This is a genomic window from Acidovorax sp. T1 (genome assembly GCF_002176815.1).
Taxonomy (GTDB): Bacteria; Pseudomonadota; Gammaproteobacteria; order Burkholderiales; family Burkholderiaceae_C; genus Acidovorax.
In genome coordinates this window covers 85,269-98,787 of the sequence record NZ_CP021649.1, presented here as the reverse complement: position 1 = coordinate 98,787, position 13,519 = coordinate 85,269, and the positions used below count along the sequence as shown (strand labels likewise).

Below are 13,519 nucleotides of genomic sequence, written 5' to 3'. Positions count from 1 at the left end.
CGATGAGATCATAGCGCGCTCACCGCATGAATTGATAGCTTCTCTTTAAATCTCAAGCAGTTATCCAACAGGTACAAGAGATCAGGTCCCTGTAAAGGCTCACCAATGTCCCTGAATCCACTCACCTATGCTCCCTGTAGAAGCTCACCCAAAACTCATTTGCTCCCCGGTGAGTCTCACCTGTGTCCCTGTAGATGCTCACCTTGGTCCCCGAATCCACTCACCGGATCGCGCCCTTCCCCGCGCCAGTGCTGCGTTTTCCCTCACTTAATTTGTATTTAAATGATCCAAGGGTATTTTCAAAAAGATTCTCAACGTAACGGTGTCTCTTTTGAGGAATACAGGAACCAAAAACCGTCTCCAGAAAGACCGGGAAGCCAGCTCGGGGACACTCAAGCACTCCTGGTACAAGTTCAATCACAGCAACTGCTTCTACAGCGCACAACTGATCCTATCCTTGCCCTCCTCTCCTCCACAATGGCAGCCACCTTGGTGCTAGATCAAAGCTTCTCTGAACGCGCTTCAGGATCACGAACCCATACGTCATCGGGAAGAGGATTGTCAACTACATCCTGATAGGTGAGCTTCTGCAGGGACCACAGCCCAAGAATACCTCGCACTAAATTTTTGCTAGCTGAGCTGCCCCGCTTACTTGGAATAGTAGAAAGGTGAGCCTTTCCGGGGACCTTTGCAGACTCTCAGCGGCTGGTTTCTTAAGGTGAGCCTCTACGGGGACCATTTTCTTGCTAGTTACCCTCAATACTCGCACCACCGGTAAGACGTAAATCCATCCCTGTAGTCCAAAAGGTGAGTGTTTACAGGGACCTTGCACGACGCAACGGCGAAAGTGGACTCTCGCACTCACGCATCAACAAAGGTGAGCTTCTCCAGGGACACAAGACTTCAACATAAAGCCCACCATACCGCTCCAGTCAAGGAAAGGTGAGCTTTTTCAGGGACCTGCTTTCTGTGGTTTGCGCTCAAGAACACAACCAAAGTGAGTACACGCTCTCATGGAAATCATTTTTTGTCTGTATTCTTTCGAGACACTAACTGACTGGTGAGCTTCTACAGGGACTTATTCAAGGCTTTATCCAAAATGGACACCTCAAGATGAGCCTGAAATGGCCCCCAAGAGGCCCCTAAAAGCAGAGACCACGACAAGCCCTGATGGCCACCCAAATTCCCCCGTCTATGGCCACCTCAAACTCCCCCACCTGAACTGATCGGGGATAGGGGTTTAACGCCGGCGTCGTCGGCACCTGTTGGCAGGACATTGATCCAGTCTTCCCCGAGGGAAGGCCAAGGAGTGAATGTCTTGAAGTCCAACCAACGCGCCACCATAGAGACACTGCTGGAGCGCAACACATCGCAACGCGAGATCGCCCGCATCACGGGCATCGACCGCAAGACGGTCAGGAGCTACCACCAGCGCTGGCTGGAGCAACTGCAGTCAAATTCCCCCGGGGTGGCCACCGGCTCGGCCCAGCAAATTCCCCCACCCTGGCCACCGGCTGCTGTGCCGGTGGCCACCTCCCTGTGCGAACCCTGGCGCGAGTTCATCGAAGCCCAGTTGCGTCTGAAGCGCAACGCCATGGCCATCTTCCAGGACCTGGTCGACCAGCACGGATTTACTGGTCAGTACAACTCGGTCAAACGCTTCTGTGCAAAGCTGCGCCACAAGGAGCCCGAGCAGTTCGACCGCCTGTCCTTTCTGCCTGGGGAGGAGATGCAGGTGGACTACGGCGAGGGCGCGCCCACCCGCGTGCCGGGCAGCGAGCGGTACCGCAAGCCCCGCCTGTTCGTGGCCACGCTGCGCTACTCGCGCGCCAGTTTCCGCTGCGTGGTCTGGAAGTCCAGCCAGCAAATCTGGGCCGAGTTGCACGAGCAGGCTCTGCGGTACTTCGGTGGCTGCCCGCAGTACGTGGTTCTGGACAATCTGAAGGAAGGCGTCTTCAAGCCCGACCTGTACGAGCCCGAACTCAACAAAGTCTACGCCGCCACCCTGGCGCACTATGGCGTGGTGGCCGACCCGGCGCGGGTGCGAGACCCCAACCGCAAGGGCACGGTGGAGCATGCCATTGGCCACACCCAGGCCACGGCCTTGAAGGGCCGGCGCTTTGAGTCCATCGAGGCCCAGAACGAGTTCCTGGCGCACTGGGAGAAGAGCTGGGCAGCCAAGCGCATCCACGGCACCGAGCGGCGCCAGGTGCAGGCCATGTTCGAGGAGGAGCGCAGCCACCTCAAACCTCTGCCGCTCCTGGGCATGCAGTATTTCGAGGAGGCGGTGCGCACCGTCTGCGACGACAGCTGCGTGCGGGTGGATCACAGCAGCTACGCCGCTCGCCCGGCGAACATCGGCTCCAAGATGCTGGTGCGCATCTATGCCCAGCGCATCGAGATCCGCGATCTGCAAACCGGCGCCTTGCTGCGCACCCACGCCAAAGCCGAGCGCCCCGGCACGGTGGTGCTGCCCATGGAGGAGCGGGTATTCAATCCTTCGCGCGAGACCCGTCTGATCCTGCGTCAGGCCGGCGAGATTGGTGAGCACGCCAGCCGGCTGTGTGAGCTGCTCTTTGCCATCGAGGGTCGTGTCGGGCAGCGCAAGCTCTGGGGCATTGTGGGACTCATGCGCCGTTACCCGGCGCACTGCATCAATGCCGCCTGCGCCCAGGCCCTGGAGCAAGGGGTCTACAGCTACAAGCGCGTGCTGGCGCTGACCGAAGCCCTCTTTGCCCAGGCGATGGCGGCCATCGAGGCTACCTGCGGCGAAGCACCCGCCGCCGGTGCCCACGCGCTGACGCAGCAGCATGAGCTCATCCGAGACGCTGAGGAGTACAGCGATCTCTTCGCGCTCGCCGCCGCCACGGCAAACACCACCACCACCACCACCACCACCACCAACAACACCACCAACGCACCGGGAGTTCAGCCCATGAACATGATCGAGATCGAACGCGCGCTGCGCGAGCTGCGCCTGTCCGGCATCGCCGAGACCCTGTCCACCCGCGTGATGCAGGCCCAGGCCGCCCAGCAGCCTTTCCTGGAGACCTTCGCCGCCATGCTGCAAGACGAGCTGGACCGCCGGCGCTCTCGCCTGACCGAGCGCCGCTTCAAGCGCTCGGGTCTGGATGAGCGCCCCTCGCTGGCTGACTTCGACTGGCGTTTCAACCCGAAGCTGCCGCGCAGCGCCTGCTTCGAGTTGCACACCCTGAAGTTCATCGGCGAGGGGGCCAACGCGCTGATCATCGGCAAGCCGGGCACCGGCAAGAGCCATGTGGCCAAGGCCGTGGCCTACCAGGCCACGCTGCAGGGCTATGACGTGCGTTACCTGGAAGCCGACACCGAGTTCGCCCGTTACGCGCTGGCCACTACGGCAGAGCGCACCGAGCTGCTCAAGGACTGGGTCGCGCCGGACCTGCTCGTCCTCGATGACCTGTTCCTGGCCAGACGCATCAGCGAGCATGCCGCTGAAGTCCTACAGGCCATCGTGCACCAGCGCTACAAGCTGCGCCGCGCTGTTCTCATCACGTCCAACCGCGTGGTGCAGGACTGGGGCAAATACCTCGGCGACGCCACCATGGCCAGCACCATCCTGGATCGCCTCATGCACCGCTGCGCGATGCTGGAGTTCGAGGGCAAGAGCTACCGCCTCAAGGAGGCCGCTGCACGCATCGCCATCACACCCGAGTCGTCATAATCCGACCGTCCTGCCTGGGGGAATTTGGGGTGGCCAAGGGTGGGGGAATTTGACCTGGCCATCGGGGGACAAGTAGCCACCATGGTGAGTCTTGATCCGCAGGAAAGGCGTAATGCAACCAAAAGGTGAGCTTTAACGGGGACCAGTTGGAATCCTTGGTTCTCCGAGATGTCATCGTGCTGAGCAAAGGAGATGAGATCAGCTTTTCGGTGAAGATTTGTCCCTGAAAAAGCTCACCTTTCGCTCGTCCCTGTAAAGGCTCACCTCCTGACTCGCTACACAGGCGTTACACCGATAAGCGTGCGAGGGATAGCCTGCTGTCTACATCCCTTTCAGTTGTCGCTGCCGTCATGAGCAACTCTGAATGTTTCTTCTAAGCTTGGTGCTCAGATTTGGTCCCTGAAGAATCTCACCTTGGGATTTCTGGCAACGAGAAGTGGTTCTGAATCTGCAAACTTTCTCAGCACTTGCAAATCTTCCGCTGGCCCCGGCGTCAAGGCGTTGATCCAGTGCGCGGCAATCAAAGTGGAATCAGCTTGTGGACTCGCTGTCCAAGCCAGGGCAGGTCGAGCTGTGCGAAATGAGATTTGCAGGTTTTCGAGAACGGGCCATGAATCATGTCTCAACGAACATGCAAGCGCGTTGATCAGCGAAGTAGACACTTCGTGGGTTCATCGATGACCTAGACATGTCAAATTGACAATAATTACGGTAATTATGATAATTACCGTAACAAAGGAAAACCCTATGGCACGACCACTCGCCACCAAAGAACTCGTCTTTGATGCCGCCAGCTCTCTGGTATCTGATGGTACAGAGCCAAGCATCGTCAATGTGCAGGCAAAGATTGGGGGCGGATCGTACACAACGATCAAACGCTACCTTGACGCATGGAATGTCCAGCGCGAGATCAGTGCGCAAGAGGGCCTCGAAACACCCTCCTTCGTGCTTGAAAAGAGCGCAGAACTTGGGCGCCAGCTCTGGGCCATGGCTTGGCGAGATGCAAACAAGCAAACACAGTCAGTCAGGGACGCCGCAGAAGGTAAGGTGACAACCATCGCTCGCGATCTGGAGTTTGCCCTCTCCGAGATCCGGCGCATGGAAGAACTCGAAGAATCTCAAAACCAACTTTTGGAGAGAACCAATGAACAGCTCTCAAAAGTTATCGAGGCGCTGACAGATGCACAAATCAAGGCATCCAAGGTTCCAGACCTGGAAGCACGTCTTGCAGCTGCCTTGGCAGAAGTCGCCACCGCTCGCCAGGCGGTCACTGATAAAGCGGTGGAGATCGGGCGAATGACAGGCGAAACAGAAGCCTTGCGCAAGCAGCTCGTTGACCTGACTTCCGCGCTGGTATCCCCATCAAATCGCGCGTGAAGCTAGATTGCCCTGCCCTGCCCCGAAGCGAATTACTCTTTCGAAAACAATGCCATTAGTTTCGACGTAATTTCATGGGCAGTCTCGGGACTGAGACCCCTCAGACTGAGTTCGATTCGGCCGTCCTCCTCGAAGGATTTGAGTTCGCCTTTAGCGCCTTTGAAGCTGAGCGCCTCACGTGTGGAGCGAGGGCGCTTCACGGGGCCCTTGACAGCGGCTTTGCGCCTGGCCACGACGTCGCGATATCCCATGCCTGTTTTTGCGACTTCGAGGATGAGTTCGAGAGTAGCCTCATCTCCCTCGACATCCCAGAATTCACGGAGTGCATTGAGCATCTTGTGATTTAGCAGCTCCGGGTTCTCGGCTACGGCGTGTATGACTCTGTTGGACAGGCCGGCCAACGACAGCGTTCGACTGACGTGGTCTTCGCCCAGGCCGAGAGATTTTGCCAATGCTGCTTGAGTCTGATAGACCTTTTTTGCTAGCAGCTCTTTCCATTTGATCGCGTCATCCAGAGGCGTCTGCTCGCGTCGCTCAACATTGGCCGCGCGAGCTTCCTCGTAGAGTTCTCTATCGCTTGCCGGACGGGGCCGAATCTCGATGCGTAACGTCGCAAGTCCCGCGGCGCGGGCGCCGCGCAACCGCGTCTCACCTTCAATAAGGGTGATGCTCCCTTGGTCGTCAATGTAGCCAGTAGCGGAGATGCGCTGTCCTGAAGTCGACAGCGAAAGAGCCATGTTGTCCACTGCAGTGGTCGTGTAGACAGCGCGGGGATTGAATGGATTTGACTTGATGAGGCCGACAGGGACGTCATAGACGGTTCCTACCTGGTAGTCTGAAGAGACCGCAGTCCGATCTTGGCTCGAACCAACTCCTGAGGTGATAAGCACGGGGCGCGTGTCTGCTAGGCCTATCTCGGATGGACTCATGCGCGGATCACCGACGATGGGAATGCTTGCTGAGACTGATTCAACTGCAGCGACGCGGTCAGCGGAGACTTCGCGTTTTTTAAAACTGGTAGCCATGTTCATTGCTCCTCACCATTGATGCGGCTTAGGATCTCGTCGTAAACAGCTTGCATTTCATCAACCGCCTTTTGTGAGCGTTCGCGGCCTTTTAGCTCATGCACTGCGCGACCGCTCTTGCCGGTGGCCAGCCAAGAGGTGCGGTGAGCAATTTGAGACTTGAACACCGAGATACCCTCGCTGGTGAGGAACTCGCGCAGTTCCGCCGTGGCTTTGGCACCTTCGAGCGGTGAAACGCGAGTGAGAACGACGTGGGCTGGAATTTCGCCGGACTCGTGGCGGGGCCCCATCTCTCTAAGAGTGTCGAAGACATTCAAAGTCGATTCAACTTCTTGCTGGTCAGCACCACATGGAACTAAGACGATATCGCTGAGCAATGCGCACTCGAGCATGGTTCTGTAGTTTTGAGCTCCGATATCTACAACGACCAAGGTGTATTTTTTCGAGAGATTTGCGAGTTCACGTGCTGGATTCGGTGGCAAAGCGAGTACGGGAATTGATGGTGTGACGCCCTCATCGTTACGAATCTTTGACCAGCTCATCGCCGATCCTTGCTTGTCCGTATCTAAAAGAACGACATCCACGCCATTTGCCGCTGCCAAAGCTGCTATATGAGTTGCAAGTCTGGTCTTTGCGACGCCGCCTTTTTCTGCTCCGATGGTGATAACCATATCAAATTTCTTTCATAAGGCAAAAAACGTATCGGCATATTTTCTATGAAAATACAATGCCTAGTCAATATTAAATCTGATTCAACTTGAATATTTTCAACAAATGCAACATCGGTTGCAGCTCGTCGCCTGGAAATCAGTAACCAGAATCTTGGCTCGAGCCAAGCATCGGTTGATGCCCCAACTTCCGAGCCGAAGACGTGTGGGTTGGCTCGAGCCAAGATGCTTTTCGCGTCACACATGTCGATGTGAGTCTGGTGACTGACTTTAGGGGCGATAGTGCCCGGGGTGGTTTGTGCGCGGGTGTTGATCTGCTTGTGTTTGGAGTTTTTTCAGCATTCGCTGAATAGCTAGGGGTCGATGGGTTGGCTCGAGCCAACTTCTCGTCGTTGAGTTTGTTGTTTGGTTCGGGTGCCTGCCCTGTGTCGGATTATTTCTGAGATTTTTCAGAAGTGCCGTAAGTGGGAGGTCACGGTAGGGGCGTTGGGTCTGTGGATGTCCAACGAGTTCTGGCAGCAGGCTTGATACGTGCCGTATTTGTGGGTGGAGCTGCTCTGCTGAAAATTTCTTGCCTAATGAATTAGGGGTTTTGTTCGTTGATGAGCGGATGTGGCAGCAACAATAACGAGTCTGGGTGGCTGCGGTGTTTGGGGTTTTGGAATTTAGAGGGGCGGGTGCGTTAGGCAAAAAGTCTTGAGTGCTTGAAGAGCACTATTTCCGAAATCAAGGAGTTGCCGTAGATGTGCGGCCATTCAAGAGGAGTCCCCGTACATCGATATGCTATGGCGCACCATTGGAATGTGAAAACTTTGCTTAATTAGACGAAGAGACCCTTTTGCTGATGGGATCGAATGCGTCGAACGCCATGTGGTTTCAGGATGGATTTGGTGTATTCATTTCAGCAAGTTTCTCGACAACGTTGGGTGTCGTCAATTTCACTTAAACGCGGCAGAGATGGTTTCGATCTGGCGCTCCAATGGAGCCTTGGCGTAAATGTTCATCGTCGTGCTGATATTGGCGTGACCCAGCTGAGCTTGAACTACTTCCATGGGTACCTCGCGTTTAATTGCGCGAGTTGCAAAGGTATGTCGCAGCCAGTGTGCCGATGCGCCTGCAAGCGATTGACGTTCGGCAGAGGGGAGGAGGGATGCGTTAATCGCATTCCTCAACCAGGTGCGTACGGTGAGGTACAGAGCCTGGTAGCCAATGGATTCCATGGGACCTTTGGCGCTGGCCAGTAACGGAGCTTTTACAGGAGCTTGCTGCAGGCTGCCGATACCGCGGGCCTCGAGGTAGTCCTCCAGTGCCACCAAGGCAGAAGGGGGGATGGCTACGACACGCGGCGTACCTCCTTTGCCTATCACCTGCAACACATACCCTCCGCTGACATAGCGCAGATCGCCCAACCTGGCTGCCAGCAATTCAGAGGCGCGCAGTCCGACACCCGACAAGAATCCGACGATGAACCGCATGCGCGCGCGGGAAGGGGAGGGTGGTTGTGCATCAATGAAACGTTGGATTTCAGTCTGAGCGTCTTCGGAAAAGGCGCGAGTGTCTACGCTGTTGACAGCAGTCTTTTTCATTGAGGCGCGGGTCTTGATCAGCGGCCATGGGTTTTGGCCGATGTAGTCGGCCAACTTCAAATAAGCGAAGAGGGCGCCCACAATGTTGAGCAGGTGGTGCCGGCTCGATTGCGAAAGCTGTCCACGAAATGGTGCCCAACCGGGTTGGCCAGGGCTGGCGCGCTCACGCGATATCCAGTGGGCCGGTATGTTCTCGGTGAAGGCCCTGAACGCCAGGCAGTCCTCGACCTTGACCTCTGAAAAAGTGATGCCCCCGCGCTCCCACTGGAGCCAGAGCATGAAGACACGAGCCTCCCGCCAGAAACTCTTGACCGTGGCGGCAGAGCCTGCATGGGTCTGGATCCAGGTGCGCATAGCCTGCAGGTCGCTTGAGGCATTGAGCATGGAGCCCGACCCCGACAGAGGTAGCTCCATTGGCGGTGTCTGCAGAGACTCTTGATAAGCGTTTCTAGGGAGCCATTCAAGCTCCAGCGGATGGTCGGCCAGGGCAGAGGAGGGCAGGGCGAAGAGGCGCCTCAAGGGTGGCGTCGCTGACGGGATGAGAGTGTGGAGGTGAGCCGCAATGCGCTGGGCCTTGCCTTTGCCCACACCCGGTAGGTTGCGATACCAGCGTCCCCCGGCAGCAATGGCTTTGGCCATCTCGCCTAGGTTGATAAACCCCGCGCCGACGAGCTTGGTTGCGCTGCGCTCGTCGAACCAGCCGGTCACCATGTCCTGGGGTTTGGGCTGTTCGGCATTGCTCGTTTCCAGACTTCGCAACAGCTCCAGCTGCCTGCGGCGCAATCGGTCGCGCCGTTCGGCCTTGTGGTCGGTCGGGAAAGCTGCCTCGTAGAACTCCAGTTGCTCGGACTCGCTCCATCCATCCAGGTCCCGGTCAACGATGAAATCTTCCAGGCTGGGCCGCAAGCTGAAGTCCTGGACCCGAATCCGCACGCCTATCAGACGCCACGCTGAGTCTCCTCTACGCCGAGCGATGGCGCGAACCTGATCCACAGTTTGCCGGTGGGCGGTGATGGCCTCGTTACCGTGCTCGATGCCGAGGTAACGCAGGGCGCTCTCGTTGAGGTCAATACCTTCGGCCACAGCGCGCAGATGTGCGAAATGGTGGGGACCAAGCCGATGTATGAAACGTACATTCGCTCGGGTCTGGCGACGTTGCAAGTCCTTGATTGGATTGGGTTTTCGACCCAGATCGACAGGGGGAGCGATTTTTGTCACCTGTTTTTTGACTTAAGATAATGTAGCATTATCTTAATCACATTCGGTAGCGGGATGTGGGAAGGGCGTCGAAGTTGAAAGGAATACATGCAGGTCGACATTGGCGACGTCCCGTGGATGGGGTGATCGTACTTTCCGTGCAAATTGGTGCGCTTCGCGAAAAAAGTTCTTTCAAAAACAACCACTTGTGAATATCTGAATTTCCGGCGCGCCGTCCTTTGCGTGCAGATTGGTGCGCTTTGAGGGTTGCGGCTCCCTTTCATCAGATGTCACCGCCATCGTCCCACCGGGCTCAGTTCGGTTTGACGGTCTATGCCTAAATTGGCATAATCACCACTAATGTCCACCCAGCCGCGCAAACCGCTCAAATGGGTCGGCTCGGCCAAGCGGGATCTGGACGGAATGCCCGAGGACGTCCAAGACGTGTTCGGCCATGCGATCGACCTGGCGCAAGCCGGTGGCAAGCACCCGGACGCCAAGGCGCTGAGCGGGTTTGGTTCCGCCGCGGTTTTGGAAGTGGTCGAGGATTTCCGGAGCGACACGTTCCGGGCGGTCTACACGGTCAAGTTCGCGGGCTGGGTCTATGTGCTGCACTGTTTTCAGAAGAAGTCCAAGAGCGGCATCAAGACGCCGAAGGAGGACCTGGACCTGATCAAGGCACGGCTGAAGGCTGCGGTGCAGGATTTTGAGGCTTGGCAAGCAAAGCAAGGAGTAAAGCGATGAGCCAGAACAGCCACATCACCATCGAAGAAGGCAGCACCAACGTCTACGCGGACCTGGGCTATGCCGACGCTGCGGAAATGCAGCGCAAGTCGCAGCTCGCGGCTGAGATTGCCCGCGCCATCAAGGCGCGACGCCTGACGCAACAGGGAGCCGCCGCGCTGCTGGAAATCGATCAGTCCAAGATCTCCCGCATCACGCGCGGCCAGTTTCGCGGGGTCAGCGAGGCGAAGCTGCTGGAACTGGTGGCCAAGCTGGGGCATGACGTGAAGATCGTGGTCGGTCCAGTACGGCGGCGTGCCGGTAAGATCGAGCTGCAGTTCGCCTGACGCTGCGACCCGTCAAGATCGCCGGGCTGCGAAAGCCTCCCCCATCTCCCGCGCCCGCTTAACCTCGTCGCCGTGCAGGTAGATTGAGGTCGTCGAAATCGATGCGTGCCGCAGGTTGTCGCGCACGGTGGTCAATTCGGCCCCGCGCGCCAATGCATGCGTAGCATGGGTGTGGCGCATCCAATGTGGGCTGGCACGGCGCAGTTTCTCGGCCGTGGCCGGGCTGTCCTTCTCAATGACTTCGGCGACCTTTGTGAAAAAGCGTCGCATCACACTCCACAGCCGCGTCGCGGTGATGCCCGCTGTACTCTCTTGATCGAGGCTGCCAATGAGCGGTGCCAGCGGATCCCATCGCGCGGGCGTGATCGGCAGCTTGCGCTGCATCAGATACCGGTCCAGCGCCGCACAAGCCAGTGGCGGCAGCGCCACCTTGCCGGCCTTACTGCCCTTGCCCACCAGGTGCAGCCAGCGATCACCATGCGCATCGGTCTCGATCTGTCCCAGCGTGGCGCCGACCAGCTCCCCGATGCGCAGGCCCGTGGCGTAGGCGAAGTCCAGCACGAAGCGCAGGCGCTGCGCCGCCGGTGCCTGCCATCCATGTCCCCATTCCAGGCCTTCGGCGACCGCTTGGATCACTGACCATTCGCCTTCGCCGAAGACCCGGGTGACGGCCAGCGATTCGGAGCGCGATGCGCCGCGCACCTTGATGCCGGCGAACGGGTTGGCCAGCAGGTAGCGCTGCTGGATCAACCAGCGGAACATGGCGCCCACCACCGACAGCGCGTAGGCCACCGATCGGGCTGACAGTCCACCGATGAACGGCCGCCACTCGGGCGACGAGCGCGGCCGCGCCGGGCCGATCCAGCGGGCCCTGGGCGCTGGGTGTCGCAAGAAGGCGCGAAAGGCGACCGCGTCTTCTGTGGTGAGCGAGGACAGCGCCCGGCCGCGCTCCACAACGGCCCACAGAATCAGCCGCTCGGCCTCCTTGCGGTAGGCCCGCTGGGTTGCAGCCGATTCGTGCAGCGCCAGCCAAGCCTGCACCGCCTCGTAGTCGTCGTTTGCGTCCAGCGTGCAGGTGGCCTTGGGTGCGCGGAAGGTGCCCCGCGAGCCGTCGACCTCATGGGGCACGCGCAGCCTTTCCCAGGGCGCCACATCATCTTGAGCGCCGATGGGCACCAGCGCGCGGGCTTGCTGCGTGAGGTGCGCGTGCGCGGCGAAGAAGGCTTCGATCTGCCTGGCGCTGGCCGCGCCCAAGCCGGGAATGCCCGTCCACCAGCGCCGGCGCCGCGGAATTCGCACCGTCAGATCGGCCAGGGTCTTGAAGCCATGGGCTTTCATGGCGCCGGCGGCACGCGCCGGCAGCCAGCGCTCGAGGTCGTCCGTCACCATGGGCGCGGGCACCGGCAGATGCCGCAGCGTCTCGATCGCATCCATCACGGCGCGGGCGCGCTGCGCGCGTTCCGCCGCCGAGTGTTCGAGCAGGCTGGCCAGGTCTTCCCGGTGCCGCTGGCGCGCATGCTTGGTCAGCTGCCGGCGGATGTCGCCCAGCATTGCGCGAGAGGACTGGCCGTCCGCCCTGTCCACCCCAAGATATTGGGCAACGGCCGCTCGCGCACCCAGGCCCGCGTACCAGGCGCGCAGCGCCGCGAGGGCCGCGGTGCCGGGGAATTCCTTTTCCGCATTCGCCGGCTTGGAGACTCGGGTACTTTTCACGATCGCCAGTTTAGTGGATCGACATGGCTATTGCGATAAGAAAGATTATCTCAATAGCATCGTCAATGAACGCGTCATGAGGCCGATGCAGGTGGGTGCGGACATGACCGATGTGCTCATTCAGTGCAAGATTCGCCGCTCGGTAATCTGCTTTCCTGCGCAAAGCCAAGCTCAGCAGTGTTCGAACCTCTTCGAGCGACATGTCCATCGCCCGGCACAAGCAAATGAAGCGCAGCTGGTGGATGTCCTCGCCGGTGTATTGGTCATGCGGGTGATCGACGACAACTTCAAGACGATCGTCCAACTCCTGTCGACTGCTTGGCTATTTCTTGGATTGGCAATATTGCTCATTAGGCGAGTACCCGTGCCATTGCCAAGCTCGAAGCATCCGGATGTGCCGGGCGCTATGCGGCTGCTTTGGTGGGCTTTTTCCTGGCCTTGGTATTGCACGAGAAAATAGACTTGGAGCGAATCGCTTTGTTTTCAACATCGCTCAACTGTGCCTCAGCTGTAGGAGTGCGCCTGCGCGGTGAGACCGCGACGGCGGCTAGCGTAGCGGCAATGCCTGTGCAACTGGGGAGTCCCTCGGCGAAAAGGGCTGTACCATGCGATGGCACGTGACGAGCAGACAAAAACCCCTTTCCGAGCGACTCTCGAGACGTGCTCGCCCCTGTCGCAACGGGGGAACTTAGCCATGGATACCTTGCATTTGACGCGCCGCAAATGGGTTGTGGGATTTGGACTGGCGCTGGTTGCGACCGCGGCGTGCATCGCTGAGCCTTCCGCCAGCGACTTCATCTCTGGCCGGATCGTCAAGATCGATCACGAGGCAGGCAAGATCACCCTGCAGCACGATGCCATTCCCTATCTGCACCTTCGGGCCGGGACGACGACCTTCAGGTTCGTTGAGGCGAAGTGGCTGATTGGCAGGCGCGACGGGGACCGGGTCCGCTTTCAGGCGGATCGGTTCGATCTCAGCCTGAGAATGACGGCACTGATCTACGTGCCATCCTGAAACGCAACGAGGCGGACTCGCCGCCTCGCTCAAGTGCTGCGTAAGCAGCTTACTTCCTCTGTTGTCCGCCCGACGTATCGCGGTGTCCGTGCGGGTCCAGGTCCCCGGGTTTGTGGCCCTCGTGCGGATGATGGGCGCCAGGCTCTTCCGTTGTGCCTGTTGGTGGAG

The 13,519-nt window shown here is 58.7% G+C and carries 10 protein-coding genes and 1 pseudogene; 6 read left to right on the top strand and 5 right to left on the bottom strand.

Annotated features, from left to right (window positions below):
• Positions 1–1,309: 1,309 nt before the first annotated feature.
• The 3 genes and pseudogenes from istA to CCX87_RS19440 form a co-directional block, all read left to right on the top strand.
• A pseudogene (gene istA, locus CCX87_RS21705) lies at positions 1,310–2,245 on the top strand (IS21 family transposase); the annotation flags it as partial.
• Positions 2,246–2,935: 690 nt separating this feature from the next.
• Positions 2,936–3,700, top strand: coding sequence for an IS21-like element helper ATPase IstB (istB, locus tag CCX87_RS21700; RefSeq protein ID WP_056269326.1), 765 nt, complete (start codon positions 2,936–2,938; stop codon positions 3,698–3,700).
• Between the two features lie 747 nt (positions 3,701–4,447).
• On the top strand, positions 4,448–5,077 hold the full coding sequence (locus CCX87_RS19440) for a DNA-binding protein (RefSeq protein ID WP_157667155.1): 630 nt from the start codon (positions 4,448–4,450) through the stop codon (positions 5,075–5,077).
• Between the two features lie 32 nt (positions 5,078–5,109).
• Here CCX87_RS19440 and CCX87_RS19435 read toward each other — a convergent pair whose 3' ends face one another.
• The 3 genes from CCX87_RS19435 to CCX87_RS19425 all read right to left on the bottom strand — a co-directional run bounded on the left by CCX87_RS19435 (position 5,110) and on the right by CCX87_RS19425 (position 9,439).
• Positions 5,110–6,102 carry a ParB/RepB/Spo0J family partition protein gene (locus tag CCX87_RS19435; protein ID WP_087748586.1) on the bottom strand — a complete coding sequence of 331 codons (993 nt, stop codon included), beginning with the start codon at positions 6,100–6,102 and terminating at the stop codon, positions 5,110–5,112.
• A gap of 2 nt (positions 6,103–6,104) precedes the next feature.
• Complete coding sequence (locus CCX87_RS19430; RefSeq protein WP_086929081.1) at positions 6,105–6,773, bottom strand: nucleotide-binding protein; 669 nt, start codon at positions 6,771–6,773, stop codon at positions 6,105–6,107.
• 935 nt (positions 6,774–7,708) lie between these two features.
• Positions 7,709–9,439, bottom strand: coding sequence for a tyrosine-type recombinase/integrase (locus tag CCX87_RS19425; RefSeq protein ID WP_232476754.1), 1,731 nt, complete (start codon positions 9,437–9,439; stop codon positions 7,709–7,711).
• Between the two features lie 474 nt (positions 9,440–9,913).
• Between CCX87_RS19425 and CCX87_RS19420 the strand changes: the two genes are divergently transcribed.
• Together CCX87_RS19420 and CCX87_RS19415 are read left to right on the top strand one after the other, a co-directional pair.
• A complete protein-coding gene (locus tag CCX87_RS19420; protein WP_011805136.1) occupies positions 9,914–10,297 on the top strand; it encodes a type II toxin-antitoxin system RelE/ParE family toxin in 384 nt (127 codons plus the stop codon).
• Positions 10,294–10,623 carry a helix-turn-helix domain-containing protein gene (locus tag CCX87_RS19415; protein WP_011805135.1) on the top strand — a complete coding sequence of 110 codons (330 nt, stop codon included), beginning with the start codon at positions 10,294–10,296 and terminating at the stop codon, positions 10,621–10,623. Before CCX87_RS19420 ends, CCX87_RS19415 begins: the two co-directional genes overlap by 4 nt.
• 12 nt (positions 10,624–10,635) lie before the next feature.
• On the opposite strand, the gene CCX87_RS19410 is transcribed toward CCX87_RS19415, so the two are convergent.
• On the bottom strand, positions 10,636–12,336 hold the full coding sequence (locus CCX87_RS19410) for a site-specific integrase (RefSeq protein WP_011805134.1): 1,701 nt from the start codon (positions 12,334–12,336) through the stop codon (positions 10,636–10,638).
• Between the two features lie 10 nt (positions 12,337–12,346).
• Complete coding sequence (locus CCX87_RS21695) at positions 12,347–12,640, bottom strand: MerR family DNA-binding protein (protein WP_049756471.1); 294 nt, start codon at positions 12,638–12,640, stop codon at positions 12,347–12,349.
• Positions 12,641–13,030: 390 nt separating this feature from the next.
• Between CCX87_RS21695 and CCX87_RS19400 the strand changes: the two genes are divergently transcribed.
• Entirely contained in the window at positions 13,031–13,351 is a 321-nt protein-coding gene (locus CCX87_RS19400) for a copper-binding protein (protein WP_067513095.1), read from the top strand.
• Positions 13,352–13,519 lie beyond the last annotated feature (168 nt).